Origin of the sequence: Spirillospora sp. NPDC047279 (genome assembly GCF_040643285.1) — a bacterium.
In the GTDB taxonomy this organism is placed as follows: domain Bacteria; phylum Actinomycetota; class Actinomycetes; order Streptosporangiales; family Streptosporangiaceae; genus Spirillospora.
Genome location: NZ_JBEYUA010000022.1, coordinates 124,295 through 148,663, shown reverse-complemented (window position 1 = coordinate 148,663; position 24,369 = coordinate 124,295). Strand labels below are relative to the sequence as shown.

Genomic DNA, 24,369 nt, shown 5'->3' with positions numbered 1-24,369 from the left:
CCGGCAGGAGGGCAGGCAGATGAACGAGTCGGAGCTCAGGACCGAGATCGCCGCGGAACGCGGGGCGCTGGCGGCGCTGCTGGGCGCGCTGGAGCCCGCCGACTGGGATCGGCCGTCGTTGTGCGAGGGGTGGCGGGTGCGGGAGGTGGCCGCGCATATCACCACGTCCTACCGCTCGTCGGGGGCACGGTTCCTGTGGGAGCTGGCCAAGGGCGGCGGCCGCATGAACCGCGTGCTGGACAAGATGGCGCGGCGCGACGCCGCGGCGATCCCGGCGGCCGACCTGCACGCGGCGCTGCGCGACAACACCACGCACCCGTGGAAGCCGCCGGGCGGCGGCTACGCGGGGGCGCTCACCCACGACGTCGTGCACGGCCTGGACATCACGGTCGCGCTCGGCCTGGAGCGCCGCGTTCCGCAGGAGCGGCTGCGGGTGGTGCTGGAGGGGATGGCCACGCCGCGCGGGGTGAGGTACTTCGGCGCCGACCTGGACGGGGTGCGGCTGGCCGCCGACGACATGGACTGGTCGTACGGGTCGGGCACGCCGGTGACGGGCGCGGCGCAGGACCTGCTGATGGTGCTGGCGGGCCGGCGCCTGCCCGCCGGGCATCTGGCCGGCGAGCACAGCGCCCGCTTCGCCGCCGCGGCCGGCTGAGGCGGCGCCGGGCTGAGGTGGGGCGCTGGGTGGCCGCGCTGGGGTGGCCGGGGTCAGGCGTGTTCGGCGTTCAGTTCGGTGGGTTGGGCGATGACGTCGACCATGGCGCCGTTGCGCAGGACGGTGATGGGCAGCGGGCGCCCGATGGCCTCGGCGAACATGAGCCGTTGCAGGCTCTGCGCGTGGCTGACGGGCTCGCCGCCGGCGGTCAGGACCAGGTCGCCGCGGCGCAGCCCGGCGTGCTCGGCGGGGCTGCCGGGCACGACGTCGGCCACGCGCAGCGCGTCGCGCCGGCCGAGCCGTTCGCGCAGCGGGGCCGGGACCGGGACGGGGTTGGCGACCAGGCCGAGGAACGCGCGCCGGACCCGCCCGTCGCGCATGAGCGCGCCGATGATGCGGCGGCTGGTGGCGTTGATCGGGACGGCGAGGCCGAGGCCGATGCCGGCGACGGCGGTGTTGACGCCGACGACGCGGCCGCGGGCGTCGGCGAGGGCGCCGCCGGAGTTGCCGGGGTTGAGGGCGGCGTCGGTCTGGATGACGTCCTCGATGACGCGGACGGTGCCGCCGCTGCGGGTGGACAGGGACCGGCCCAGCGCGCTGACGACGCCGGCGGTGACCGATCCGGCGAGGCCGAGCGGGTTGCCGACGGCGACGACGAGCTGGCCGACGACCAGGGTGTCGCTGTCGCCGAGGGTGGCCGGGCCGGGGGTGTCGCCGTCGGCGCGGACGACGGCCAGGTCCGACAGCGGGTCGGTGCCGACGACGGTGAACGAGGTGGTGGTGCCGTCGGAGAACGCGGCCTGCCCGCCGCGGGCGCCGCCGACGACGTGGGCGTTGGTGAGCAGGAAGCCGTCGGCGGTGAAGGTGACGGCCGACCCGGCGCCTTCGCCGCCGCGGCGGCCCACCCGCAGGCTCGCCACGCGCGGGGTGAGCTCGCGGGCGACGGCCGACACCGCCCGCGAGTAGGCGTCGAGCGGCTCGGTGGCTCCGCCGGCCTCGCCGGGCACGGGGGTGCCGGAGGCGTCCGGGTCGCGCGGGTCTGAGTCGCGCGGGTCTGAGTCGAGGGGGTCTGAGTCGAGGGGGTCTGCGTCCCGGGGATCGGAGTCGCGGGGGTCGGGGATGGGGTCGGAGATCGGTTCTGGGCTCATCTCACCTCCCGATGATTACATCGTTACACGGTAACCGTGGAAGGTGAATCCGTAATCCCCTGAGGGTGTGCGGCGGGCCGGGGTTCAGCGCAGGGTGGACAGGCCTCCGTCGACGCCGATGACCTGGCCGGTGACGTAGCTCGCGCGTTCCGACAGTAGGAACACCGCGACTTCGGCGACCTCCCACGCGGTGCCCTGCCGGCCGAGCGGGACGAGTTTGGCGGCGCGGTCGCGGGCGGAGTTGCCGGCGGACGCCGCCCGGCCCATGACGGTGTCGATGAGGCCGGGCGCGACCACGTTCGCGCGGACGCCGCGCGGTGCGCCCTCGGCGGCGACGTGCCGCACCAGGCCGGTCAGCCCGGCCTTGGAGGCGTCGTAGGAGGGTGACAGCGTGCCGGGCTTGGTCCCGGCCAGCGATCCGACGAACACCATCGCGGCGCCTTCGCCCAGCAGCGGCATGGCGGCCTTGCTGGTCAGGAACGGGCCGCGCAGGTTGACCGCGAGCACCCGGTCCCAGTCGGCGGGTTCGGTGCCGGACAGCCCGTAGCCGACGCCGATGCCGGGGTTGAACACCACGCCGTCCAGGCCGTCCAGGGCTTGGACGGCGGCGGTGACGATCCGCGCGCAGGCGTCGGGGTCGGCGGCGTCGCCGGCCAGCACGTGCGCGGCGCCGCCGCTCTCGGTGATGAGCTTGGCGGTGTCGGCGGCGGCCGCCTCGTCGATGTCGGCGCAGGCCACGGCGGCGCCCTCGCGGGCGGCGGTCACCGCGATGGCGCGGCCGTTGCCGGGAGGTGCGCCGGGGTCGTCGCTGGGGCGGGTGCCGGCGCCGACCACCAGGATGCGGCGGCCCGGCAGGAGACGGGTTTCAGCCATGGCGGTGACGCTAGCCCGCGGCCCGCCGGGCCGCCCAGACCCAAGATCGGACCCGCGGGCGGCGGCCTCCCCCCGCGCGGGCCGGGCTGCGGGATGGGAGGCGAGGCCGGGAGCCGACCGGGTCACTGCGGCCGGGTCACAGCAGCCAGGAGGCGGCGGCGTACGCGGTGGCGGCGGCGGTGACGCCGAGCAGCAGGCTCGCGGCGGCGTAGCCGGCCGCGGCGGCGGTCCGGCCGTCCTCGGCCAGCCGCACCGTCTCGTACCCGAACGTGCTGAACGTGGTGAGCGCCCCGCAGAACCCGACCCCGACGAGCGAGGCGGCCGCGCCGGACACCTGCGCGCCCGCCAGCGCCCCCAGGATCACCGACCCGACGAGGTTCACCACGAGGGTGCCCCAGGGGAACGGGCCGCGCCGCCGGCGCATGATCAGCCGGTCCAGGACGTACCGTGCGGGCGCCCCGATCGCGCCGCCGGCGAACACCAGCAGCAGCGTCACGTGTGCCGTTCCCCCGCCGGGCGCCGCCGCCGGGCCAGGGCACGGGCGGCGACGGTGCCCGCGCAGACCGCGGCGATCCCGGCCGCGATGCTGCCCAGCGCGTACCCGGCGGCGGCGTTCCACGCGCCGCCGCCGCCCAGGTCTCGCAGCTCCAGGGCGTAGGTGGAGAAGGTGGTGAACCCGCCGAGGAACCCGATGCCCCAGAACGGGCGGACGTAGCGGCTGGGCGGCCACGCCTCCAGGACGCCGACCATGAGGGCCCCCATCGCCAGGCAGCCGGTGACGTTGATCAGCAGGGTCGCCCAGGGGACGGCGCCGGGCGCGGCGGGCATCGCGGTCTCGATCAGGTGGCGGGCGGTGCTGCCCAGCCCGCCTCCGGCGGCGATGGCCGCCAGGATCAGCGCCCGCCGGGTGCGCGTCCGCGCGGGCGCTGGCGGGCGTGCCGGGCGTGCAGGTGGGTGGTCTGGCGTGTGCGCCGGTGTGCGTGGCCGCGCCATCGGTCTCCCCTCGTGTTCCAGGGACCGTTGGCGGGCCGGAGTCCGCGGATTTCGGCGAGCCCCACCGCCGTCACCCCACGCGTCCACCTTAACCGGCGTCCCGCCCGTCTCCCGGTTAGGCTGCCCGGGTGAACGTCATCGGGGAGCCGGCCACGCTCGAGCGCGCGCCCGGCCGCAGCGGCGGCGATCTGGTGCTGCGGCGCGCCGGCGACGACTTCGAGATCATCAGCAACGGGGTGTTCCTCATGGACACCCGCAACGGCGAGTCCGAACGGCTGCTGGTGCGCGCGGCGGTGGCGGCGCTGGGCCCGGGCGGCCCGCCGGCGCGGGTGCTGATCGGCGGCCTGGGCGTGGGCTTCTCCCTGGCCGAGGCCGTCGCGCTGCCGGGAGTCGCCGCGGTCACCGTCGTGGAGATCGAGCCCGCGGTCATCGGCTGGCACGCCACCCACCTGCGGCGTTTCTCGGGGGGTGCGCTGGACGACCCGCGCGTCCTCCTCGCCAACGCCGACCTCCTCGACCACTTGCGCGACGGCGGTGGCGGCAGCGATGGCGGCGGGTACGACGCGATCTGCCTGGACATCGACAACGGCCCGCACTGGACCGTCACCCCCGGCAACGCCCGCCTGTACGGACCCGCGGGCCTGGACCTGCTGGCGGCGCGGCTCACCGGCCGCGGCGTCCTGGCGGTGTGGAGCGCGGGCGCCGCGCCCGCGTTCGAGACCCTGCTGCGCGAGCGGTTCGGGCGGGTGGAGACACGGCCGGTGCCCGTCCCGCGCGGCGAGCCCGACATCGTCTACCTCGCCCGCCCCTGACCCTCATCCCTGAGCCGCAACCCTCACCCGCCCGCCGCACCCGCGCCGCGGACGCCAGTGACGTGGGGTGCGGCTCGTCCATGCGGGGGCCGGACAAAGATCGGGGACCCGAATCTGTGCCCCGGGTGATCGGACCGCATGCGGCGATTCGCTAGGTTTCGACCTGACACAGACTTTGTGGAGGGTTTTGTGACTACTGTGCAAGCGGCCCGGCGCCCCCGCGTCCTGGGCGACCTGCTCCCCGGCTCCCTGGCCCGCGACGCCGCGCTCGTCGCCGGGTCGGCGGTGTTCGTCGGCCTGGCGGCCCAGGTCGCCGTGCCGCTGCCGGGCACGCCGGTCCCGGTCAGCGGGCAGACGTTCGCGGTGCTGCTGGCCGGTGCCGCGCTCGGCTGGGGCCGCGCCGCCCTCGGCATGGTGATCTACCTGCTCGCCGGGATGGCGGGCCTGCCGTGGTTCGTGGACGGCGAGTCCGGCACGGGCCTGCCCACCCTCGGCTACGTGATCGGGTTCGTGGTGGCGGCCGCCGCCGTCGGCCGCCTGGCCGGGCGGGGCGGCGACCGCACGCCGCTGCGCACCGTCGGCACGATGCTGCTGGGCACGGCGATCATCTACGCGGTCGGTGTCCCGTACCTGATGGCCTCGCTGGGCGTGGACCTGGGCAAGGCGCTGGACCTGGGCCTGGTGCCGTTCCTGGCCGGCGACGCGCTGAAGGTGCTGCTGGCCGCCGCGCTGCTGCCCGCGGCGTGGAAGCTCGCCGGAACGGGGCGCGGCACCACCTCCGGCTGACCCCGGCCGGTGTGGCGCACGCCTCACCACCGGGGCCCGCCCCTACCGTTTGAACGGGTTCAACTCTCCCGTAGAGTGGCTCCCGTGAAGCTCGCCGTGACCGCACCGGACCGACTCACCGTCCGCACCGAGCGGGTCGCCGACCCCGGCGACCTCGTCTCGCGACTTCCGCATCCCGCCGCGCTGGCCTGGGTCCGCCACGGGGAGGGCATCGTCGGCTGGGGCGAGGCGGCCCGCCTGGTGCTGCCCGGCGGCGAGGACCGCTTCGCCGCCGCCGACCGCTGGCTGCGCGACCTGTTCGGCTCGGCCGAGATCGACGACGCCGTCCAGGTGCCCGGTTCGGGCCCGGTCGCGTTCGGCAGCTTCGGCTTCGACCCCAAGTCGCCCGACTCGGTGCTGATCGTGCCGCGCTGGATCCTGGGCCGCCGCGACGGCGTGGCCTGGCTGACCACCATCGGCGGTGACGCCGACCCGCTCGCGCTCGTCCGGCCGCCGGCTGCGCCGACCCGCCTGGACTGGAGCGACGGCACGCTCACCGCGCCCGGCTGGGAGCAGGCCGTCGCCGCGGCCGTCGACCGCATCCGCGGCGGCCGCCTCGGCAAGGTCGTGCTGGCCCGCGACCTGCGCGCACGGGCCGCCGAGCCGATCGACGCCCGCGTCCTGCTGAGCCGCCTGGCCGGCCGCTTCCCGGCCTGCTACACCTTCTCGGTCGCGGGCCTGGTCGGCGCCACCCCCGAGCTGCTCATCCGCCGCTCCGGCGACCGCGTCGACTCGCTGGTCCTGGCCGGCACCACCGCACGCGGCACCACGCCCGCCGAGGACGCCGCCCGCGCGGCGCGGCTGGCGTCCTCCGCCAAGGACCGCGAGGAGCACGCCTACGCCGCCGAGATGGTCCGCGACGCGCTCGCCCCGCTGTGCGCCGAGCTGACGGTCCCCGACGAGCCCGAGCTGCTGACGCTGCCCAACGTCACGCACCTGGCCTCCCCCGTGCACGGCCGGCTGCGCGGCGAACGTTCCGTCCTGGACGTCGTCGCGGCGCTGCACCCCACGCCCGCGGTGTGCGGCACGCCCACCGACGTCGCGCTCGACCTCATCCGCGAGCTCGAGGTGATGGACCGCGGCCGCTACGCCGGGCCGGTCGGCTGGGTCGACGCGCGCGGCGACGGCGAGTGGGGCATCGCGCTGCGCTGCGCGGAGCTGGACGGCACCACCGCACGGCTGTTCGCCGGCTGCGGCATCGTCGCCGACTCCGACCCGGCCGCCGAGCTGGCCGAGGCGCAGACCAAGTTCCGCGCCATGCAGTACGCCCTGGAGGGCTGACCCCGCTCACCCGCACGCCACCGGCGGTTACGTACGGTGAACGGGTGATCTGGAGCCTGCTCGGAGCCCTGGCCGCCAGCGTGTGCTTCGGCCTGGCCACGGTGCTGGAGGCCGTCTCGGCGCGCCGCGCGCCCGCCGCCGACACCGTCGACCCGCGGCTGCTGCTGCGCCTGGCCACGCAACTGCCCTTCCTTGCCGGGATCACCCTCGACCTGGCCGGGTTCGCGCTGGAGCTGGCGGCCCTGCGGGCGCTGCCGCTGTTCGTCGTCCAGTCGGTCATCGCCGCGTCCCTGGCCGTCACCGCGATCGCCGCCGGGCCGATCCTGAAGGTGCGGCCGTCGCGCGCCGAGTGGACCGCCGTCGCCGTGGTGTGCGCGGGGCTGGCACTGCTCGGCGTCTCGGCCGGGCGCGAAGGGCCCGCGCACGTCTCGGCCGGCTTCCACTGGGCGCTGCCGGCCGCGACCGTGCTGCTGTACGCGCTGGGCGCGGCCGCGGGACGGCTGCGCGGCGCCGCGCGTTCGGTGGCGCTCGGCCTGGTCGCCGGGCTGGGCTTCGCCGTCGTGGCGGTCGCCGCGCGCGTCCTGACCAGCCTGGCGCCGCTGGACCTGGTACGCGACCCGGCCGCCTACGCGCTGGCCGCCGCCGGCGCCGGGGCACTGCTGTTCTACGCCACCGCGCTGCAGCGGGGCTCGGTCACCGCCACCACGGCCGCGATGGTCGTCGCCGAGACCGTCGTGCCCGCCGCGGTGGGCATCTGGCTGCTGGGCGACCACACCCGCGACGGCCTGGTGCCGCTGGCGGTGGCCGGGTTCGCCCTCGCCCTGACCGGCACCCTGGCGCTGGCCCGCTTCGGCGAGCCCGCACCGCAGGACCCACCGGGCCCCGGCCGGCGAGTGACGACCCCGCCTATTCCCAATATTCCCGACGGCCAAAGCAGGCCACCAACGTGATCACCCCGGTCCGCGGCGCGAGGCTGGACCATCGGACCGCACCGGCACCGACCACCACCTGGGGGATCACCGATGACTCACCGCCACCCGGCCGCGGCCCCGCTCGCACACCGGTTCGTCACCACCATCGGCGGCGACTGGACCCAGGCGACGCTCCGCTACGGCGACAGCGAATTCGTCGGCTGACCCCACGCCCGCTCACAGGGCGGCCGCCCGATCACGGCGCGGCAGGTCAGGTGGCGGGCTGGCAGACGGGGCACCAGAACAGGTTGCGGCCCACCAGCCGCTGCGTGCGCACCTGGGTGCCGCACACCAGACACGGCATGCCGGCACGCCGGTACACGTACACCTCACCGCCGTGGTCGTCCACGCGCGGCGGACGGCCCATCGCCTCGGGCGTGTGCTCGGGACGCACCGTGTCGATCCGGCCCGTCCGCACACCCTCGCGCATCAACAGCACCAGGTCGGCCCAGATCGCCGACCACCGCGCCTCGTCCAGCGCCAGGCCCGGCGTCGACGGATCGATGCCCTGCCTGAACAGCACCTCGGCGCGGTAGACGTTCCCCGGGCCCGCCACCACCGCCTGGTCCAGCAGCAGCGCCGCGATGCTGGTGCGGCTGCGCGCGATGCGCCGCCACGCCTCACCCGGGTCGGCGTCGCCGCGCAGCGGATCGGGCCCCAGCCGGTCGTGCAGCACCTTGACCTCACCCGGCTCGAGCAGCTCACACGCGTTGGGGCCGCGCAGATCGGCGAACTCCGACTCGCCCACCAGCCGCAACCGCACCAGCCCCTGCGGCGCGGGCGCCGGCACCCGCCCGAAGGTGTACGTCCCGTACAGGCCCAGATGAATGTGCAGCAGCCGCTCGTCCTCGAACCGCAGCAGCAGATGCTTGCCGTGCGCGTCCGCCTCGTTCAGCACCTGCCCGTCCAGCAGCCGGGCACCCTCGTCGAACCGGCCCTGCGGGCTCGCCGCCCGCAAACGACGGCCGCCGAACATCCGCATGTGCTCGGCGGCCAGACGGTGAATCGTATGTCCCTCAGGCATCGTGCCCCAAGGATAGAGCGCCCGCCGGGGGCGAGCCCACCTTTCGGCTCACCCCCGGGACCCGCTCCCCACCGCCAACGCGGCCGAGCTCTACACCCGGGCCTCCGGACCCTCCGGCTGACCGTCCACCGGACCGGGCTCCGCACCCGACCGCAACGGCTCACCCACATCACGCATGTGCCCCAGCGCCTGCCGGTACGACTCCAGCAGCCCCGTCTCCACGAACGGCAACCCCACCCGCGCGCAGTGCTCGCGCACCAGCGGCTGCACCTTGCGCAGGTTCGGCCGCGGGATGCTCGGGAACAGATGATGCTCGATCTGGTAGTTCAGGCCGCCCAGCATGTAGTCGGTCACCGGCCCGCCGCGCACGTTGCGCGACGTCAGCACCTGCCGCCGCAGATGATCCCAGCGCGTCCAGTCCTCCGGCATGTCCATGCCCTTGTGGTTGGGCGCGAACGAGCAGCCCAGATGCACCCCGAACAACGCCTGGTGCACCAGGATGAACACCACCGCCTGCACCGGCGACAGGAACATGAACGCCATGCCCAGATAGCCCACCAGGTGGGCCGACAGCAGCACCCCTTCGATCCACCGCTCCCGCCGCGTCGCCCGCCGCAGGTACAGCAGGCTGCTCACCTTCAGGTTGAAACCCTCCAGCGTCAGCAGCGGGAAGAACAACCACGCCTGATGCCGAGCCAGGAACCCCAGCACCCCCCGCCGGCCCACCGCCTGCTCCCGCGTCCACGCCAGCGGACCCTCACCGACATCAGGGTCCTTCCCCACATGGTTGGGATTGGCATGGTGCCGGTTGTGCTTGTCGTTCCACCACCCGTAACCCATCCCCAGCATCAGATCGCCCAGCAGCAACCCCAGGATCCGGTTCGCGCGGTGCGACCGGGCGATCTGCCGGTGCCCCGCGTCATGCCCCAGGAACCCCGTACGCGCCGACACCAGCGCCAGCGGAACGGCCAGCAGCACCGCCCACCAGGACGCACCCGCCCACGCCACGGCGCCCCACAGGCCGGCCGTGGCCGCCACGTTCACCCCGATCAGCCACGCGTAGTGGCCGCGCCGCCTCTCCAGCAGCCCGCTGTCGCGGACCTGCCGTGCCAGCGGCGCGAAGTCGCTGCCACCGGCACGACGTTGGGGAGTGGCTTGCAGGGTGTCGGGCATCACAATCTCCATTCGAGGCGGGGGCACGGGCGGTGACCGCCTGCCACGTTATGCAGCCGGGCGACCTGTTGGGCACCCGCTACGGAGCCATGTGCGACCTGGCTCGCAGGTCTCACCAGGCGCCTAACCGCACGTGGACGCGGCGTTCGTGGCCAAGTCTGGCCGCTGCGGGCCGCGCGCACACGGACGTTGGCCTCTCTTCCGGCGGGGACCTGTCACCCGCGGGAGGGGTGGAGTCAGCTCCCCCGCGACAAAGAAACGACAGACCGGCCATATAGGGTCATAGGCCATGAATGCACGCTCTCGCTGGATCGATCTGGACGGTGCGGTCAATGTCAGGGACCTGGGTGGACTCCCCACCACCGACGGCGGCACGACTCGGCGAGGGCGGGTGCTGCGCTCGGACAACCTCCAGGACCTGACCGTCGCCGACATCCGCACCCTCGTCGACGACTACGAGCTCAGGGACGTCATCGACCTGCGCAGCGAGGCCGAGGTCCGCCTCGAAGGCCCCGGCCCGCTCACCCGCACCCCCTCGGTCACCGTCCACGGCCTGTCACTGTTCGCCGAGGGCGGCCGGTACACCGACGTCGCCGCCGACCAGCCCGCCGAAGGCACCGACGGCATCGACATCGACAAGGTGCTGCCCTGGCAGACCCGCCCCGACAACGCGCCCGCACAGGACCGTCCGATCAGCCACTACCTCGGCTACCTGGAGGACCGCCCAGACTCCATCGTGGCGGCACTGCGCGTGATGACCCGGCCCACCGGATCCGCCCTGGTGCACTGCGCCGCAGGAAAGGACCGCACCGGCGTCGTCTGCGCGTTCGCCCTCGACGTCGCCGGCGTCACCCGGGAGGCCGTCGTCGCCGACTACGCCCAGACCGGCGACCGCCTCGACGCGATCCTGACCCGCCTGCGCGCCAGCGGCACCTACGCCGACGACCTGGACTCCCGCCCCGCCGACAGCCACATGCCGCACGCCTACATCATGGAGAAGTTCCTGGCCCGCGTGGACGAGAGGTTCGGCGGCCCGCTGGAGTGGCTCACCTCCCACGGATGGGACGACGAGGACACCGCTGCCCTCCGCGGTCGCCTGCTGGGTGGTTGATCTTCAAGGTGCCGGACGTTGATCAACGTCCGGCACCTTGACAAAGTAAGTTTCAACGGCTGCGACCCGGCGTCCGCCCGAACGCGGCCCGGAACACGTCGATGAACGCACTCGCCGACGACCAGCCGCACCGGTGCGCCACCACCGTCACCGGCACTCCCCCGGCGAGCAGGATCAGCGCGTGGTGCAACCGCAGCTGCGTCCGCCACTGCGGGAACGACATCCCCAGCTCCGCCCCGAACAGCCGCGACAACGTCCGCTCGCCGGCCCCGATCTCCGCCCCGAGCTCCCCCAGCGTCCGGCCGTCCGCCGGATCCTCGTTCAGCAGCGCGCACACCGCCGCCAGCCTCGGATCACGCGGCGTCGGCAACCGCACCGGATGCCGGGGCGAGTGCCGCAACCGATCCAGCAGGACGGCGCGCAGCCGCGCCCGCTCGGGATCGTCGGCCACGGCATCCGCCTCGACATCGGCGCCGGGACCACAACCCGCGCCGCCCGAGTACTCGATGATCAGCTCGCGCAGCAGCGGCTCGACCGCGAGCACCGCCGGCCCGTCCAGGCCGAGCGGATTCGCCGAGACCGGCAGCCCCACCAGCCGCAGCTCCGTCCGGCCATAGGCACGATGCTCGTGCACGGTCCCGGCCGGCACCCAGATCGCCAGGGTGCCCGGCGCGATCCACCGGCCCTCGCCGGTCGTCACCGACACCACCCCGCGCGCCGCGTACACGATCTGGTGCTCGTCGTGATGGTGGGCGTCGATCCCGGCCCCGGCGGCCAGCCGCCGCAGCCCCGTGGGCGCGACCGGCATATGGCGGGGATTCGACATTTCCTGGCAGTTTATCGGAAGCCGCCACGGCCCTCCCTGACCGATCGTTGACGGCATGCGAACCAACGACAGGCTGCTGCTGTCCACCGGCCACGCGAGCGTCGACCTGTACCAGGGCGTCGTGCCGGTGCTGGTGCCGTTCCTGGTCGCCGAACGCGGCTACGGCTACCTGGCGGTGTCGGGGTTCGTGCTCGCCGCCTCCCTGCTGTCCTCGGTCGTCCAGCCGCTGTTCGGCGTCCTCACCGACCGCTGGTCCCTGCCGTGGATGGTCCCCGCCGGCACCCTGGCCGCCGGGCTCGGCGTCGCGCTCATCGGCGTCGCCGGCACCTACCCGCTGACGCTCGCCGCGATCGCCCTCACCGGGTTCGGCGTCGCCGCCTACCACCCCGAGGGCGCCCGCCTCGCCCGCGCCGTCACCCGCGGCGACCACGTCGGGATGAGCTGGTTCTCCCTCGGCGGCAACGTCGGATTCGCCCTCGCACCGGTCATCGCCACCCCTGTACTCGCGGCGGGCGGCCTCGCCGCCACCCCCGTCCTGGTGGTGCCCGCGCTGCTCGGCACCCTGGTCACCCTGCCCCTGCTCGGCCGGCGCACCGCCACCGGAGCCACGGCCCGCCCCGGCCGCGACGACTGGCCCGCGTTCCGCCTCCTGTCGGCCGTCGTCATCCTGCGCTCGATCGCCTACGTCGGGCTCAGTTCGTTCCTCGCGCTCTTCGTTCAGGAACGTGTCCACCCCGGCGACACCGCCGGCGGCGCCGCGCTCTTCCTGCTGTTCGCCGGCGGCGCGGCCGGGACCGTCCTGGGCGGCCGGCTGGCGGCGCGGTGGGGCCGCATCCGGACGATCCGCCGCGCCTACGCCGTGGCAGTCCCGGCGGTCGCGGGCGTGGCGCTGGTGCCCGGACCCGCGCTCTACGGCTTCGTGCTGGTCGCGGCGATCGCGCTGTACGTGCCGTTCTCGCTGCACATCACCCTCGGCCAGGACTACCTCCCGGGACGGGTGGGCACCGCGAGCGGCGTGACCCTCGGCCTGGCGGTGAGCGTCGGCGGCGTCTTCGCGCCCGCCCTCGGCGCCCTGGCCGACGCGACCTCCCTGCACGCCGCGCTCGGCCTCCTCCCCCTCTTCCCCGCGGCGGCGTGGCTGGTCGCCCGTCGGCTGCGGGAGCCTGTGCGGCTGGAGGTCGGACCGGCTCCCTCGCCCAGCGCCTTTACAAAGTAAGTTCAAGGGTGGACGGTCATCGGGAGGCGCTCGTCAGCGCCGCGATCGCGCGCTCGAGCCGGGCCGCCCGGCCGGCCTCGGTCCTGGCCTTCAGCAACGGCAGGATCAGGCCGTACCTCCCCGTCTTGTCGAGTTCCGCGAACCGCTCGGCGGCCTCGGGGTTCCCCGCCAGCGCCTCGGCCAGGTCGTCCGGCACCGTCACGTTCCGCTGTGCGGCGTACGCGGCCTCCCAGCGCCCGTCGGCCTCGGCGGCCGCCACCTCCGCCAGTCCGGGCGCCCGCATCCGCCCGGCCGCGGTGAGCTCCCCCACCCGCTCGACGTTCACCCGCGACCACGGGCCGCCCCTACGACGCCGCGAGTAGCGCTGCAGGTAGAAACGTTCGTCGTACGCCTTGCGCTGCGAATCGATCCAGCCGAAGCACAACGCCCCGTCCAGCGCCTCCCGGATCGTGATCGACTCCCCTCCCCCGCCCTTCTTGGCGATCAGCAGCCACACCCCGCCCTCGTCCCCGTGGTGCTCGGCCAGCCACGACTCCCACGCCGCCGCGTCCGTGAACCGCATCCCGTCCTGCGTCATGTCCCGCTCCCTTCGTCCTGCCCCGCACGCTAGAACCCCTTGAGGAAGCTACGTTTCCTCAAGGAGCGGGGACCTCTGCGTCGAGGAGCGGGATTCCGGCGTTCAGACGTCGCGGACGCTGATCACCACGATCGCGGTGATCACCCCGGCCAGCGCCCAGCAGACCAGGGTCGTCCAGGCCTCGGCGCGCAGCAGCCCGCGCAGCCACGACACCCCCTCGGGGTCCAGGCCGTTGAGCGGTTCGTCGAAGAGCAGGACGGGCGGGTCCCCAGCAGCGCGGCGGCGATGCCCGGGCGCTGCCTCATCCCCAGCGAGAACCCGCCGACGCGGCGGCGCGCGACGCCCCCGCCCGCGCGTCGGCCCGGCGTCCACTCCTGACGGCCCGCCGGACGCCCACGGGCGTACGCCTCCGGGCCAACGCCCGCTCCCCCGGAGAGGAAATTCCTCCCCGGACCGATTCCTTTCCCGCCGCGGCCCGGTCATACAGGCTCACGACACGATCGAAAGGAACTCGCCATGACCGAGCAGCACACCCCCGACCCGCAGCTGGCCGAACTCGACCGCCTGGTGGGCCGCTGGAAGGTGACCGGCGGCGCCGAGGGCGAGGTCACCTACCGCTGGCTGGAGGGAGGCTTCTTCCTCCTCCAGGACGTCGAGCTCACCCAGGACGGCGAGACCCAGCGGGGGCTGGAGGTCATCGGCCGCGAGCTCCCCTTCGGCGCCGACGCTCCGAGCAAGGACATCAAGTCCCGCTACTACGGCCACCAGGGCGCCACCTTCGACTACGTCTACGAGCTCGAGGGCGGCACGCTCACCATCTGGGGCGGCGAGGTCGGCTCCCCCGCCTACTTCAGGGGCACCTTCGACGCGGCCGGCGACGTCCTCACCGGCGCCTGGGTGTACCCGGGCGGTGGTGGCTACGACTCGACGATGACGCGGCTCTAGAACGTCGTGCCGCAGCGTCCGGCCCACGTCCTTTACATAGTAAGTTAAGGATTGAACGACACCGGGCCGGGCGTTCGCCGACGCCCGGCCCGAGGCCGCGGGCCGGGCGGTGCGGTGGTCGGCACGGTGGTCAGCGGGCGAGGAACTCGCGGACGGCCTCGTGCGCGGCCTTGCGCATCTCGCCGTGCAGGACGGCGTTGGCGTCGCGGTCGGTGCGGGCCTCGACGATGCGCAGCCCCTCCCCCGCGACCGCCTTGGGCAGGTCGGCGGCCGCCTCCAGGCGCCGGTACGGGATGCCGTGCGCCGCCGCGATGTGCTCGAAGTCGACGCGGTGCGGGGTGCCGAAGACCCGCTCGAACGGGTCGCGCAGCGCCGCCTGGGGCAGCAGCGAGAAGATCCCGCCGCCCTGGTTGTTGACCACGACGAGCGCGAGGTCGGGACGGCGGTCTTCGGGGCCCAGCACCAGCCCGTTCTGGTCGTGCAGGAAGGCCAGGTCGCCGAGCAGCGCGTAGGCGCGGCCGCTGTGCACCAGCGCGGCGCCCATCGCGGTCGAGACCAGCCCGTCGATGCCGCTGGCGCCGCGGTTGGCCATGATGCGGATGCCGCGCCGCGGCCGCATCACCTGGTCGAGGTCGCGGATGGGCATGCTCGCCGCGGTGAACAGCAGCGAGCCGCCGGGCAGGCCCGCGACCAGGTCGCGGGCCAGGCGCGGCTCGCTGACCTCGTGCACCGCGTCCAGGACCCCGTCGACCGCCGCGGCGGCGGTCAGGTCGGCGGCCCGCCAGGACTTCAGCCACGCGTCGTCACCGGAGACGACCGGGATCTCCACGTCCTGGGCGACCTGGGTGGCCGAGCGCACCGGGTCGGGCCAGCGGGTGAGGTTCGGGGAGAGCACGATGTGCTCCTCGGCGCGGCGCAGCAGCGACAGCAGCGGGCGCGACAGGCCCGGCTTGCCGAGGGTGACCACGACCTCGGGGCGGTGCCGTTCGACGAACTCCGGCACGCCCAGCAGGAAGTGGTGCGAGGACAGCGCGTGGTCGCCGTATCGGGCGTTGCCGTTGGGCTCGGCCAGCACGGGCCAGCCCGCCATCGACGCCGCCGCCACGTACCGCTTGACGTTGGTGGCGCCGTCGCCCACCACCAGGACGCCGCGGCGGGTCGGCGGCACGTGCAGCACCGAGCCGGGCGTGGCCGCGCGCACCTTGGTCCAGGCCCCGGTGGCGTCGCCGTCCAGGGGCTCGCACCAGGTGGCGTCGCCGTCGGGGATCAGCGGCTCGCGGAACGCCACGTTGAGGTGCACCGGGCCCGGGTCGGGCGCCAGCGCCAGCCCCCACGCCCGGCTCACCAGCGACCGCCAGTAGGCCACCATGCCGGGGCGGTTCTCCGGGACGCCGACCTCGCAGCTCCACCGCACGGCGGTGCCGTAGAGCTTGACCTGGTCGATGGTCTGGTTGGCGCCGGTGTCGCGCAGCTCCGGCGGCCGGTCGGCGGTCAGCACGATCAGCGGCACGTTGGACTCGTGCGCCTCGACGACGGCCGGGTGGAAGTTGGCCGAGGCCGTGCCCGAGGTGCAGATGAGCGCGACCGGGCGGCCTGACCGCTTGGCCATGCCGAGCGCCAGGAACGACGCGGACCGCTCGTCGATGCGCACGTGCAGCCGGACCCGGCCGGCCTCGACCGCCTCGTGCAGCGCCAGCGCCAGCGGCGCCGACCGGGAGCCGGGCGCCAGCACCACCTCGGTCATGCCGCAGCGCAGCAGCTCGTCCACCAGGACGGTGGCGAGCGCGGTGGCCGGGTTCATCGCGCCACCCCGATCACCGGTGGCGCGTCCATCAGGGCCTGGGCGTCGGCGACGCGGCGCCGCCAGGACGCCTGCAGGGCGGCGTCGGCGAGCTCGTAGACGGCGAGGGCGTCCTCGTGCACCTCCGGCCGACGGACCGGGATCTCGCCGTCCTCGGCCACCAGGGGGTCGCGCACGACGTCGCCGTCCAGCAGCGACAACGTCGCCAGGCCGCAGGCGTAGGGCAGCTCGGGCAGCGCGGCGGCCAGGGCCAGACCGGCGGCCAGGCCGACGGAGGTCTCCACCGCGCTGGACACCACGACCGGCAGGCCGCACGCCTCGGCGATCTTGAGCGCCCGGGCCACGCCGCCGAGCGGCTGGACCTTCAGCACCGCGATGTCGGCGGCCTCGGCCGCCCGCACCTTGAACGGGTCCTCGGCCCGGCGGATCGACTCGTCGGCCGCCACCGGAACGTCGACCTGCCGCCGCACCCGGGCCAGCTCGTCCAGGGCCGCGCAGGGCTGCTCCACGTACTCCAGCCCGTGGCGGTCCAGCGTGCGGATCATCCGGACGGCCCGGTCGACGTCCCACGCGCCGTTGACGTCGATCCGGACCCGGCCGCCGGGGCCGATCGCGTCGCGCACGGCCTCCACGCGGGCGATGTCGTCGGCGTCGTCCTGGCCGCGCTCGGCGACCTTGACCTTGGCGGTGCGGCAGCCCGACTCCGCGGTCATCGCGTGGGCGGTCTCGGGGCCGACCGCGGGGATCGTCACGTTGACCGGGACGCTGCCGCGGACCGGCGCGGGCCACCCGTCGTAGGCGGCCTCGCGGGCCGCGGCGAGCCAGCGGGCGCACTCGGCGGGGCCGTACTCGGCGAACGGCGAGAACTCACCCCATCCGGCCGGGCCGTGGATGAGCACGCCCTCCCGTTGCGTGATGCCGCGGAACCGCGTCCGCATCGGGATGGAGTAGACCCGCACCCGTGACCCCCTGCTCTGCACCGAGAATATTTAGTAGTACCACGGGAAACGCGACCAATCGGGGTCGCGCTTCTCCAGGAACGAGTCGCGCCCCTCGGCCGCCTCGTCGGTCCCGTACGCCAGGCGCGTGGCCTCCCCCGCGAACACCTGCTGGCCGACCAGTCCGTCGTCCACGAGGTTGAACGCGAACTTCAGCATGCGCTGCGCCGTCGGGCTCTTCCCGTTGATCTTCGCGCCCCATTCCAGGGCCGTGCGCTCCAGCTCCGCGTGCGGCACCACGGCGTTGACCATGCCCATCCGGTGGGCGGCCTCGGCGTCGTAAGTATCGCCGAGAAAGAAGATCTCCCGGGCGAACTTCTGCCCCACCTGGCGGGCCAGATAGGCCGAGCCGAAGCCGCCGTCGAAGCTGGCCACGTCGGCGTCGGTCTGCTTGAAGCGGGCGTGCTCGCGGCTGGCCAGGGTCAGGTCGCTCACGACGTGCAGGCTGTGCCCGCCGCCGGCGGCCCAGCCCGGCACCACGCAGATCACGACCTTGCCCATCGTGCGGATCAGCCGCTGCACCTCCAGGATGTGCAGGCGTCCGGCGCGGGCGGGGTCGATGCTGTCGGCGGTCTCGCCCTCGGCGTACCGGTAGCCGTCCTTGCCCCGGATGCGCTGGTCACCACCGGAGCAGAAGGCCCAGCCGCCGTCGCGGGGAGAGGGCCCGTTGCCGGTGAGCAGCACGCACCCGACGTCGCCGGACATGCGGGCGTGGTCCATGGCGCGGTAGAGCTCGTCGACCGTGTGCGGCCGGAAGGCGTTGCGCACCTCGGGCCGGTCGAACGCGATGCGGACGGTGCCCTGGTCGACCGCCCGGTGGTAGGTGATGTCGGTGAAGTCGAAGCCCTCGACTTCCTTCCAGGCGCCCTCGTCGAACAGCTCCGAGACCATGTGCTCCTCTTCCAGTCGCTCGCTCGGCACCATTCAACAGGCTCCCGGTTTCGAACGTGTTCAGTGGGGTCGATTAGGCTGATCGCATCATGGATCGCCACCGCCTGCACGCCGTCGTCCTGCCGTCCGGCCCGCGCCTGTACGCGGCGCTCGCCGCGGCGCTGGACGGCACCGGCCCGGCGATCTGCCCGATCTCCCCCGACCTGCCGGGGCCCGCGCTGGCGGACCTGCTCAACGCCCTGGCCCCGCACGCGGTCGAGACCGCCGACGGCGTGACGCCCTTCCGGCCCCGCAGCGCCTGCGCGCCGGTCGCCGGCATCCCCGTGGCGGACGGGACCGCCGTGCTGATCGCCACCTCCGGCTCCACCGGTACCCCCAAGATCGTCGAGCTGGCGGGGGACGCGCTGCGCGCCTCCGCGGCCGCCACGTTCGCGCGCATCGGCGCCGAGCCCGGCGACCGCTGGTTGTGCTGCCTGCCCACCAGCCACATCGCGGGCGTCCAGGTGCTGGTCCGGTCTCTGGTCGCCGGCACCGAGCCGGTGATCCAGCCGCGGTTCGACGTCACCGCGGTGGGCGGCGCCGACGCCGCCCACCTCTCGGTCGTCCCGACACAGCTCAGGCGGCTGCTGGACGCCGGCGTCGAGCTGTCGAAGTTCCGCTCGGTCCTGCTGGGCGGCGCCGCCGCTCCCCCGGACCTGCTCGACGAGGCCCGCGCCCGCGGCGCGCGGGTGTTCACCACGTACGGCATGAGCGAGACCAGCGGGGGCTGCGTCTACGACGGGCTGCCGCTGGACGGGGTCCGGGCGTCGGTCGGCGGCGACGGGCGGATCCGGCTTGCCGGGCCGGTGCTGTTCGGCGGCTACCGCCTGCTCCCCCGGCTCACCGCGTCGGTGCGCGACGGCGACTGGTTCGTCACCCAGGACCTCGGCGAGCTGACGGCGGACGGGCGGCTGCGCGTCCGCGGCCGGGCCGACGACGTGATCATCACGGGCGGGGAGAAGGTCGTGGCGGGCGAGGTCGCCGCGGCGCTGTCCCGCCATCCGGGGGTGGCGGACGTCGCCGTCGTGGGGCGGCCGGACGCCGAGTGGGGGCAGCGGGTCACCGCGGTGGTCGTCCCCGCGCCCGGGCACGCCGTCCCGGACCTGGACGGGCTGCGCGGCTGGGTCCGCGAGTCCCTGCCCGCCGCCGCGGCGCCGCGCGAGCTGGAGCTGGTAGCCGCGCTCCCCCTCCTGCCCTCAGGCAAGCCCGACCTGGAGACTCTCCGGCGCCCCGCTCCCCGCTGACCGGGGCGCCGCGTGGCAGGCTGGTCCGCGGGGGTGGGTTCGATCATGGCGGAGGAGCAGCCGGAGGGCACGCTGACGGTGATGCTGGCGTTCGGCGCCAACCTGGGCATCGCCATCGCGAAGATCATCGCGGCGGTGGTGACCGGCTCGGCGTCGATGGCCGCGGAGGCCGCGCACTCGATCGCCGACACCTTCAACGAGGTGCTGCTGATCGTCGGGCTGCGCCGCAGCGGCCGTCCCGCCGACCGCAGGCACCCGCTGGGCTACGGCAAGGAGCGCTACATCTGGACGCTCCTGGTGGCCGTCGCGATCTTCGGGATGGGCGCCCTGTTCGCCTTCTACCAGGGCGTGGAGACGCTGCTCGGGCATCGCGGGGAGGACGAGGCCGACCCGCTGGTCGGCTACGTCGTGCTGGCGGTCTCGTTCGTCCTGGAGGGCATCTCCTGGCAGCAGGCGCTCCGGCAGGTCCGCGGAGACGCCCGCGAGGAGGGCCTCTCCCTGATCGGGTACATCCGGCGGACCGACGAGCCGACCTCGATCAGCGTGCTGCTGGAGGACTCCGCCGCCCTGCTCGGCCTGATCTTCGCGTTCGCCGGCCTGGGCCTGCACCAGCTCACCGGGTCGGCCGTCTGGGACGGCGTCGGCTCGGTGATGATCGGCGTGCTGCTGACCGCGGTGGCGCTGGTCCTGGGCCGCATCAACCTCAACCTGCTGATCGGCACCCAGGCCGACCCGCGGCTCGTGCGGAGCGTCCGGGAGCTGCTGGGCGCCGCCCCCGAGATCGACTGGGTGGTCGACATCGTCACGATGACGGTCGGCGCCGACCGCGTGCTCGTGTGCGCCCGGCTGGACTTCCGCGACACGCTGACCGCCGGCGAGGTCGAGCACGCGTGCGTGCGCATGTCGCACGAGCTCCGCGAGGCGCACGAGGAGATCGACGAGGTCTTCATCGAGCCCGTGCCGCGCGACGATCCCGAGCTTCGCGAGCGGGTGATCGCCCGCTACGGGCCGCCGAAGCCGCCCACCGCGCCACCCGTATCCTGAAAATCTTTCGGATTCGCGGAAGTATCGTCCAGGCAGGGGTTTCCGTGTCCCCGATTACCCCGAAAGGGGTTTCGGACGCTGGCGTCGGGAACAACAGGGCGTCCGTGCCGCGTTCCGATAAGTGCGCGCGTCAGTAGCGAACCCAGCCTCCGCGCATCCACACAGTGAAGGGAGAGGGGTGCCCCCATGCCGCGAACCGCTGTCGAGACCCCGCTCACGGAGTTGACGAGCCCGGCGCTCGCCGACCTCCTCGAGCGTGGCCGCGATCAAGGGCGCCTCTCGCTCGGCGAGGTGCGCAAGGCCTTCGAGGCCGCCGGGATCAGCCCGTCGCAGGGACGTTCGATCCTGCGGGAGCTCTCCGAGGCCGGCATCAGCCTAGCCAGCGAGAGCGATTCCGCCAAGAAGACCGCCGCCGCCAAGAGCGGCAAGACCGCCAGGGGCGGCCGGGCCAAGACCGCCGAGGCCCCCACGGACGCGGCCACCGGCGCCGCCGGCGACGCGGACGGGGCCGAGGTGACCAACGTCACCAAGGCTCCCGCCAGGAAGCGGGCCGCCAGGAAGACCACCGCGTCCGGGCCGACCGCCAAGAGCGCGGCCAAGGGCGCCGTCAAGGCCGTCGACGACCGCGAGCCCGCCGCCGCGGAGCTGGCCGACGACGAGGGCGACGACGGCACGTTCGAGGTGACCGAGGTCGAGGTCGCCTCGCCCGCGGACCTGGACGACACCTCCACCGCCATGGGCGACTCGGTGCACACCTACCTCAAGGCGATCGGGCGGCGGCAGCTGCTCACCGCCGAGCAGGAGGTCGACCTGGCCAAGCGCATCGAGGTCGGCCTGTACGCCGAGCACCTCCTGGAGACCCAGACCAAGATCAGCCCGCAGCGCCGCATGGACCTGGAGTGGGTGGCCGCCGACGGCCGCCGCGCCAAGTCGCACATGCTCGAGGCCAACCTGCGCCTGGTGGTGTCGGTCGCCAAGAAATACTCCGACCGCGGCCTGTCGCTGCTGGACGTCGTCCAGGAGGGCAACCTGGGCCTGATCCGCGCGGTGGAGAAGTTCGACTACTCCAAGGGCTACAAGTTCTCCACCTACGCCATGTGGTGGATCCGCCAGGCTATCCAGCGCGGCTTCGCCGACTCGGCCCGCACGATCCGGCTGCCCGTCCACGTCCTGGAGATGCTCAGCAAGCTGAGCCGCGTCGAGCGCGACATGCACCAGCGGCTCGGCCGCGAGCCCACCCCCGAGGAGCTGGCGGTGGAGCTCGACAAGAGCCCGGAGCAGGTACGCGAGCTGCTGCGCACGAGCCGGCAGCCGATCAGCCTCGACTCGACCATCGGCGAGGACGGCGAGACCCGCATCGGCGACCTGATCGAGGACACCGACAGCCCCGAGGCCTCGGACCTGGTCGACCGCCAGCTCATGGCCGAGCAGCTGCGCCGCACCCTGGACATCCTCAACCCGCGCGAGGGCAAGATCATGGCGATGCGGTTCGGGCTGTACGACGGGACGCCGCGCACGCTCGACGAGATCGGCAAGGCGCTCGGCCTGACCCGCGAGCGCATCCGGCAGCTGGAGAAGGAGTCGCTGTCCAAGCTGCGGCACCCCAGCAACGCCCAGCCCCTGCTGGACTTCGCGGTCTGACCGGCCGGCCTTCCGGCCCGTAGGCCTCACCCCCGCGCGCACACGAGCCCCGCCCGGCCTCACGGCCGGGCGGGGCTCACTCTTTCGGCACTCGGGTCGTGTGACACGCGCACCACCTGCCTACCATCCAGTAACCACATCTGAATATCTGGGTTTTCAGACCCGCCCGACGGCCCTCCCTCACGACCCGCCACCCCTCGAGGAGGCAGATGGACCCGGCAGGCACCTCCCTCACCACGCTCACCCGCAAGACCCTCGGCGGCATCCACGGCTACCGCTCGCTGGAGGGCACGTTCCCCGGCAACTGCCTCTTCTCCGGCCGCCAGGCTGGCCGGGCCGCGGCGGCCGCCACCGCCACCTAGGAGGACCGGTCAGTCGCCGCGGCGGAACTCCCAGATCGCCACGCCCATCAGCCCCAGGCCCATGACCACGACGATGACCAGCTCGAGCCACACCGGCACGACCCAGCCGTTCCACGTGACCCCGGGGTTGAACGTCTTCTCCAGCTCCGGGGACACGTCCAGGTGCGCGAACACCGCCTGCCGCAGCGGGTCCACCGCGTACGTCAGCGGGTTGAACCGGGTGAGCACGCTCAGCCACGTCGGCAGCCCGCTCAGCGGGTAGAGCGCCCCCGACAGGAACATCATCGGCATCATGGCCATCTGCATGAGGCCGAAGAACGACTGCATGGTCTTGATCCGCGCCGCCGCCATCACGCCGAACCCGGTCAGCGCGAACGCGCCGAGGAACATGATCCCGAGCATCTCCAGCAGCAGCACCGGGTGGTAGGGCACCCCGGCCAGCGGCGCCAGCAGCACGATCACCACGCCCTGCAACGTCGCGACCGTGGCGCCGCCGACGCACTTGCCGATCACGATCGCGGCCCGGCTGACCGGCGCGACCAGCATCTCGCGCAGGAACCCGAACTCGCGGTCCCAGACGATCGACCCGGCCGAGAACATCGCGGTGAACATCACCGACATCGCGCACACGCCGGGGAAGATGAACGTCTTGAGGTCGACGTCGCCCGCCGGCCCTCCCCCGCTGGCCATCAGGGTCGACAGCCCGGTCCCCATCACCAGCAGCCACAACACCGGCTGGATGAGCCCGGAGACCATCCGCATCTTGTCCCGCCAGAACCGGATCAGCTCCCGGTGCAGGACGATCCTGACCGCGCGCAGGTCGTGCCGCACGCTGCGCTCGGGCACCCGTACCCGCACCACACCGGGCCTGGCCGTCACCGAGGTCCCCATCATCGCCTCCCGCGCGCCGCGAGCCGCATCCAGTCGTGCGCCGTGCCCTCGGCGTCGCGGATCGTGTTGCCGGTGAACGACATGAACACGTCGTCCAGCGACGGCCGCGACACGCTCACCGATCTGATCGGCAGGCCGAGCTCGGCGAACAACCGCGGCACGAACTCCTCACCCGACGGCACCGCGAACGTCACCGCCCCCTCGGCGACCGTGGCGTCCAGATCGAACCGCTCCCGCAGCACCGCGATCGCCGCCGCGTCGTCCTCGGTCTGGATCTGCACCCGGTCCTTGCCCACCCCCGCCTTGAGCGCCTCGGGGGTGTCCAGCGCGACGATCGTGCCCTGATCCATGATCGCGATCCGGTCGCAGAACTCCGCCTCGTCCATGTAGTGCGTGGTCATGAAGATCGTGATCTCCTCGGCGTCCTTGAGCTGCCGGATGTAGTCCCAGATGGACGCGCGCGTCTGCGGGTCCAGGCCCACCGTCGGCTCGTCCAGGAACAACACCCGCGGCGAGTGCAGCAGCCCCCGCGCGATCTCCAGCCGCCGCCTCATGCCGCCCGAGTAGGTCTCCACCCGGTCCCCGCGCCGGTCCCACAGCCCGACCATCTCCAGGACCTGCCGCATGCGGTCGCCCACCAGCCCCCGCGGCACCCCGTACAGCTCGGCGTGGAACCGCAGGTTCTGCTCGCCCGTCAGGTAGCCGTCCACCGTCGGGTCCTGGAACACCAGCCCGATGTTGCGCCGCACGTCGTCACGCTGCGACACCACGTCGAACCCCGCGACCCGGGCCGCCCCCTCGGTCGGTCTCAGCAGCGTGCAGAGCATGTTGATCGTGGTCGACTTGCCCGCGCCGTTCGGCCCCAGGAACCCGAAGATCTCCCCCGGCTCCACCCGGAGCTCGATCCCCCGCACCGCCTCGATCTCGCCGAACCGTTTGACCAGGCCGTCCACCGCGACAGCGGGCTCCCCGTTCGCCATGCGCCCTCCTCAGCGTCATGACCAACGTAAGAGCCTCCCCAAGCCCAC

The 24,369-nt window shown here is 73.8% G+C and carries 25 protein-coding genes and 1 pseudogene; 12 read left to right on the top strand and 14 right to left on the bottom strand.

Annotated elements, in window-relative coordinates; translation table 11 throughout:
• The first annotated feature begins 19 nt into the window (after nucleotides 1–19).
• Entirely contained in the window at nucleotides 20–655 is a 636-nt protein-coding gene (locus ABZ810_RS40695) for a maleylpyruvate isomerase family mycothiol-dependent enzyme (protein WP_358412262.1), read from the top strand.
• A 53-nt stretch (nucleotides 656–708) separates the two neighbouring features.
• On the opposite strand, the gene ABZ810_RS40690 is transcribed toward ABZ810_RS40695, so the two are convergent.
• From ABZ810_RS40690 to ABZ810_RS40675, 4 genes are all read right to left on the bottom strand, one after another.
• Nucleotides 709–1,803, bottom strand: a complete 1,095-nt coding sequence (locus ABZ810_RS40690) for a trypsin-like peptidase domain-containing protein (protein WP_358412261.1) — start codon at nucleotides 1,801–1,803, stop codon at nucleotides 709–711.
• Between the two features lie 84 nt (nucleotides 1,804–1,887).
• Nucleotides 1,888–2,676, bottom strand: coding sequence for an SDR family oxidoreductase (locus ABZ810_RS40685; protein WP_358412260.1), 789 nt, complete (start codon nucleotides 2,674–2,676; stop codon nucleotides 1,888–1,890).
• Nucleotides 2,677–2,812: 136 nt separating this feature from the next.
• Nucleotides 2,813–3,172 (bottom strand): fluoride efflux transporter CrcB, encoded by a 360-nt coding sequence (gene crcB, locus ABZ810_RS40680; protein ID WP_358412259.1) that lies wholly within the window; start codon nucleotides 3,170–3,172, stop codon nucleotides 2,813–2,815.
• A complete protein-coding gene (locus ABZ810_RS40675; RefSeq protein ID WP_358412258.1) occupies nucleotides 3,169–3,669 on the bottom strand; it encodes a CrcB family protein in 501 nt (166 codons plus the stop codon). Before ABZ810_RS40675 ends, crcB begins: the two co-directional genes overlap by 4 nt.
• A 128-nt stretch (nucleotides 3,670–3,797) precedes the next feature.
• Between ABZ810_RS40675 and ABZ810_RS40670 the strand changes: the two genes are divergently transcribed.
• From ABZ810_RS40670 to ABZ810_RS40655, 4 genes are all read left to right on the top strand, one after another.
• On the top strand, nucleotides 3,798–4,481 hold the full coding sequence (locus tag ABZ810_RS40670) for a spermidine synthase (protein WP_358412257.1): 684 nt from the start codon (nucleotides 3,798–3,800) through the stop codon (nucleotides 4,479–4,481).
• Nucleotides 4,482–4,670: 189 nt separating this feature from the next.
• Nucleotides 4,671–5,267 (top strand): biotin transporter BioY, encoded by a 597-nt coding sequence (locus ABZ810_RS40665; RefSeq protein ID WP_358412256.1) that lies wholly within the window; start codon nucleotides 4,671–4,673, stop codon nucleotides 5,265–5,267.
• Between the two features lie 84 nt (nucleotides 5,268–5,351).
• Complete coding sequence (locus ABZ810_RS40660) at nucleotides 5,352–6,587, top strand: isochorismate synthase (protein WP_358412255.1); 1,236 nt, start codon at nucleotides 5,352–5,354, stop codon at nucleotides 6,585–6,587.
• A 44-nt stretch (nucleotides 6,588–6,631) separates the two neighbouring features.
• Nucleotides 6,632–7,537, top strand: coding sequence for a hypothetical protein (locus tag ABZ810_RS40655; RefSeq protein ID WP_358412254.1), 906 nt, complete (start codon nucleotides 6,632–6,634; stop codon nucleotides 7,535–7,537).
• Between the two features lie 232 nt (nucleotides 7,538–7,769).
• Here ABZ810_RS40655 and ABZ810_RS40650 read toward each other — a convergent pair whose 3' ends face one another.
• Together ABZ810_RS40650 and ABZ810_RS40645 are read right to left on the bottom strand one after the other, a co-directional pair.
• Nucleotides 7,770–8,582, bottom strand: coding sequence for a DNA-formamidopyrimidine glycosylase family protein (locus tag ABZ810_RS40650; RefSeq protein WP_358412253.1), 813 nt, complete (start codon nucleotides 8,580–8,582; stop codon nucleotides 7,770–7,772).
• A 90-nt stretch (nucleotides 8,583–8,672) separates the two neighbouring features.
• The gene (locus tag ABZ810_RS40645) at nucleotides 8,673–9,755 is read right to left on the bottom strand and encodes an acyl-CoA desaturase (protein ID WP_358412252.1); all 1,083 of its coding nucleotides are present in this window, start codon (nucleotides 9,753–9,755) and stop codon (nucleotides 8,673–8,675) included.
• Nucleotides 9,756–10,044: 289 nt separating this feature from the next.
• On the opposite strand from ABZ810_RS40645, the gene ABZ810_RS40640 reads away from it, so the two are divergent.
• On the top strand, nucleotides 10,045–10,866 hold the full coding sequence (locus tag ABZ810_RS40640) for a tyrosine-protein phosphatase (protein ID WP_358412251.1): 822 nt from the start codon (nucleotides 10,045–10,047) through the stop codon (nucleotides 10,864–10,866).
• A 52-nt stretch (nucleotides 10,867–10,918) separates the two neighbouring features.
• On the opposite strand, the gene ABZ810_RS40635 is transcribed toward ABZ810_RS40640, so the two are convergent.
• Nucleotides 10,919–11,692, bottom strand: a complete 774-nt coding sequence (locus tag ABZ810_RS40635; protein WP_358412250.1) for a helix-turn-helix transcriptional regulator — start codon at nucleotides 11,690–11,692, stop codon at nucleotides 10,919–10,921.
• Nucleotides 11,693–11,747: 55 nt separating this feature from the next.
• On the opposite strand from ABZ810_RS40635, the gene ABZ810_RS40630 reads away from it, so the two are divergent.
• Nucleotides 11,748–12,908: an MFS transporter gene (locus tag ABZ810_RS40630; protein WP_358412249.1), complete on the top strand. Its 1,161-nt coding sequence runs from the start codon at nucleotides 11,748–11,750 to the stop codon at nucleotides 12,906–12,908.
• 16 nt (nucleotides 12,909–12,924) lie between these two features.
• On the opposite strand, the gene ABZ810_RS40625 is transcribed toward ABZ810_RS40630, so the two are convergent.
• Both ABZ810_RS40625 and ABZ810_RS40620 read right to left on the bottom strand, forming a co-directional pair.
• Complete coding sequence (locus ABZ810_RS40625) at nucleotides 12,925–13,485, bottom strand: YdeI/OmpD-associated family protein (protein WP_358412248.1); 561 nt, start codon at nucleotides 13,483–13,485, stop codon at nucleotides 12,925–12,927.
• 186 nt (nucleotides 13,486–13,671) lie between these two features.
• A pseudogene (locus ABZ810_RS40620) lies at nucleotides 13,672–13,826 on the bottom strand (ATP-binding cassette domain-containing protein); the annotation flags it as partial.
• A gap of 175 nt (nucleotides 13,827–14,001) precedes the next feature.
• Here ABZ810_RS40620 and ABZ810_RS40615 point away from each other — a divergent pair.
• Nucleotides 14,002–14,430, top strand: coding sequence for a hypothetical protein (locus ABZ810_RS40615; RefSeq protein ID WP_358412247.1), 429 nt, complete (start codon nucleotides 14,002–14,004; stop codon nucleotides 14,428–14,430).
• 130 nt (nucleotides 14,431–14,560) lie between these two features.
• Here the strand turns inward: ABZ810_RS40615 and menD are convergent, their stop codons facing one another.
• From menD to ABZ810_RS40600, 3 genes are read right to left on the bottom strand one after another with little or no spacing between them, the layout of a single operon-like run.
• Nucleotides 14,561–16,231 carry a 2-succinyl-5-enolpyruvyl-6-hydroxy-3-cyclohexene-1-carboxylic-acid synthase gene (gene menD, locus ABZ810_RS40610; RefSeq protein WP_358412246.1) on the bottom strand — a complete coding sequence of 557 codons (1,671 nt, stop codon included), beginning with the start codon at nucleotides 16,229–16,231 and terminating at the stop codon, nucleotides 14,561–14,563.
• Nucleotides 16,228–17,190: an o-succinylbenzoate synthase gene (locus ABZ810_RS40605; protein ID WP_358412245.1), complete on the bottom strand. Its 963-nt coding sequence runs from the start codon at nucleotides 17,188–17,190 to the stop codon at nucleotides 16,228–16,230. The genes menD and ABZ810_RS40605 overlap by 4 nt, the downstream gene beginning before the upstream one ends.
• 30 nt (nucleotides 17,191–17,220) lie before the next feature.
• Nucleotides 17,221–18,120, bottom strand: a complete 900-nt coding sequence (locus tag ABZ810_RS40600) for a 1,4-dihydroxy-2-naphthoyl-CoA synthase (RefSeq protein WP_358412295.1) — start codon at nucleotides 18,118–18,120, stop codon at nucleotides 17,221–17,223.
• An 89-nt stretch (nucleotides 18,121–18,209) separates the two neighbouring features.
• Between ABZ810_RS40600 and ABZ810_RS40595 the strand changes: the two genes are divergently transcribed.
• From ABZ810_RS40595 to ABZ810_RS40580, 4 genes are all read left to right on the top strand, one after another.
• Nucleotides 18,210–19,403, top strand: a complete 1,194-nt coding sequence (locus ABZ810_RS40595) for an AMP-binding protein (RefSeq protein WP_358412244.1) — start codon at nucleotides 18,210–18,212, stop codon at nucleotides 19,401–19,403.
• A gap of 45 nt (nucleotides 19,404–19,448) precedes the next feature.
• Nucleotides 19,449–20,447 (top strand): cation diffusion facilitator family transporter, encoded by a 999-nt coding sequence (locus ABZ810_RS40590; protein WP_358412243.1) that lies wholly within the window; start codon nucleotides 19,449–19,451, stop codon nucleotides 20,445–20,447.
• 186 nt (nucleotides 20,448–20,633) lie between these two features.
• Nucleotides 20,634–22,088, top strand: a complete 1,455-nt coding sequence (locus ABZ810_RS40585; protein ID WP_358412242.1) for an RNA polymerase sigma factor — start codon at nucleotides 20,634–20,636, stop codon at nucleotides 22,086–22,088.
• A gap of 209 nt (nucleotides 22,089–22,297) precedes the next feature.
• Nucleotides 22,298–22,450, top strand: a complete 153-nt coding sequence (locus tag ABZ810_RS40580; RefSeq protein ID WP_358412298.1) for a hypothetical protein — start codon at nucleotides 22,298–22,300, stop codon at nucleotides 22,448–22,450.
• A 9-nt stretch (nucleotides 22,451–22,459) separates the two neighbouring features.
• On the opposite strand, the gene ABZ810_RS40575 is transcribed toward ABZ810_RS40580, so the two are convergent.
• Both ABZ810_RS40575 and ABZ810_RS40570 read right to left on the bottom strand, forming a co-directional pair.
• The gene (locus ABZ810_RS40575) at nucleotides 22,460–23,341 is read right to left on the bottom strand and encodes an ABC transporter permease (RefSeq protein ID WP_358412241.1); all 882 of its coding nucleotides are present in this window, start codon (nucleotides 23,339–23,341) and stop codon (nucleotides 22,460–22,462) included.
• Complete coding sequence (locus ABZ810_RS40570; protein ID WP_358412240.1) at nucleotides 23,341–24,321, bottom strand: ATP-binding cassette domain-containing protein; 981 nt, start codon at nucleotides 24,319–24,321, stop codon at nucleotides 23,341–23,343. Before ABZ810_RS40570 ends, ABZ810_RS40575 begins: the two co-directional genes overlap by 1 nt.
• Nucleotides 24,322–24,369: the final 48 nt, after the last annotated feature.

Coding starts and splice junctions, on each gene's coding strand:
- ABZ810_RS40600 (WP_358412295.1), bottom strand. CDS start 18,120: ATGGTCTCGGAGCTGTTCGACGAGGGCGCCTGGAAGGAAGTCGAGGGC.
- ABZ810_RS40595 (WP_358412244.1), top strand. CDS start 18,210: ATGGATCGCCACCGCCTGCACGCCGTCGTCCTGCCGTCCGGCCCGCGC.
- ABZ810_RS40675 (WP_358412258.1), bottom strand. CDS start 3,669: ATGGCGCGGCCACGCACACCGGCGCACACGCCAGACCACCCACCTGCA.
- menD (WP_358412246.1), bottom strand. CDS start 16,231: ATGAACCCGGCCACCGCGCTCGCCACCGTCCTGGTGGACGAGCTGCTG.
- ABZ810_RS40635 (WP_358412250.1), bottom strand. CDS start 11,692: ATGTCGAATCCCCGCCATATGCCGGTCGCGCCCACGGGGCTGCGGCGG.
- ABZ810_RS40625 (WP_358412248.1), bottom strand. CDS start 13,485: ATGACGCAGGACGGGATGCGGTTCACGGACGCGGCGGCGTGGGAGTCG.
- ABZ810_RS40630 (WP_358412249.1), top strand. CDS start 11,748: ATGCGAACCAACGACAGGCTGCTGCTGTCCACCGGCCACGCGAGCGTC.
- ABZ810_RS40690 (WP_358412261.1), bottom strand. CDS start 1,803: ATGAGCCCAGAACCGATCTCCGACCCCATCCCCGACCCCCGCGACTCC.
- ABZ810_RS40645 (WP_358412252.1), bottom strand. CDS start 9,755: ATGCCCGACACCCTGCAAGCCACTCCCCAACGTCGTGCCGGTGGCAGC.
- ABZ810_RS40590 (WP_358412243.1), top strand. CDS start 19,449: ATGGCGGAGGAGCAGCCGGAGGGCACGCTGACGGTGATGCTGGCGTTC.
- ABZ810_RS40615 (WP_358412247.1), top strand. CDS start 14,002: ATGACCGAGCAGCACACCCCCGACCCGCAGCTGGCCGAACTCGACCGC.
- ABZ810_RS40570 (WP_358412240.1), bottom strand. CDS start 24,321: ATGGCGAACGGGGAGCCCGCTGTCGCGGTGGACGGCCTGGTCAAACGG.
- ABZ810_RS40580 (WP_358412298.1), top strand. CDS start 22,298: ATGGACCCGGCAGGCACCTCCCTCACCACGCTCACCCGCAAGACCCTC.
- ABZ810_RS40685 (WP_358412260.1), bottom strand. CDS start 2,676: ATGGCTGAAACCCGTCTCCTGCCGGGCCGCCGCATCCTGGTGGTCGGC.
- ABZ810_RS40575 (WP_358412241.1), bottom strand. CDS start 23,341: ATGGGGACCTCGGTGACGGCCAGGCCCGGTGTGGTGCGGGTACGGGTG.
- ABZ810_RS40650 (WP_358412253.1), bottom strand. CDS start 8,582: ATGCCTGAGGGACATACGATTCACCGTCTGGCCGCCGAGCACATGCGG.
- ABZ810_RS40695 (WP_358412262.1), top strand. CDS start 20: ATGAACGAGTCGGAGCTCAGGACCGAGATCGCCGCGGAACGCGGGGCG.
- ABZ810_RS40585 (WP_358412242.1), top strand. CDS start 20,634: ATGCCGCGAACCGCTGTCGAGACCCCGCTCACGGAGTTGACGAGCCCG.
- ABZ810_RS40640 (WP_358412251.1), top strand. CDS start 10,045: ATGAATGCACGCTCTCGCTGGATCGATCTGGACGGTGCGGTCAATGTC.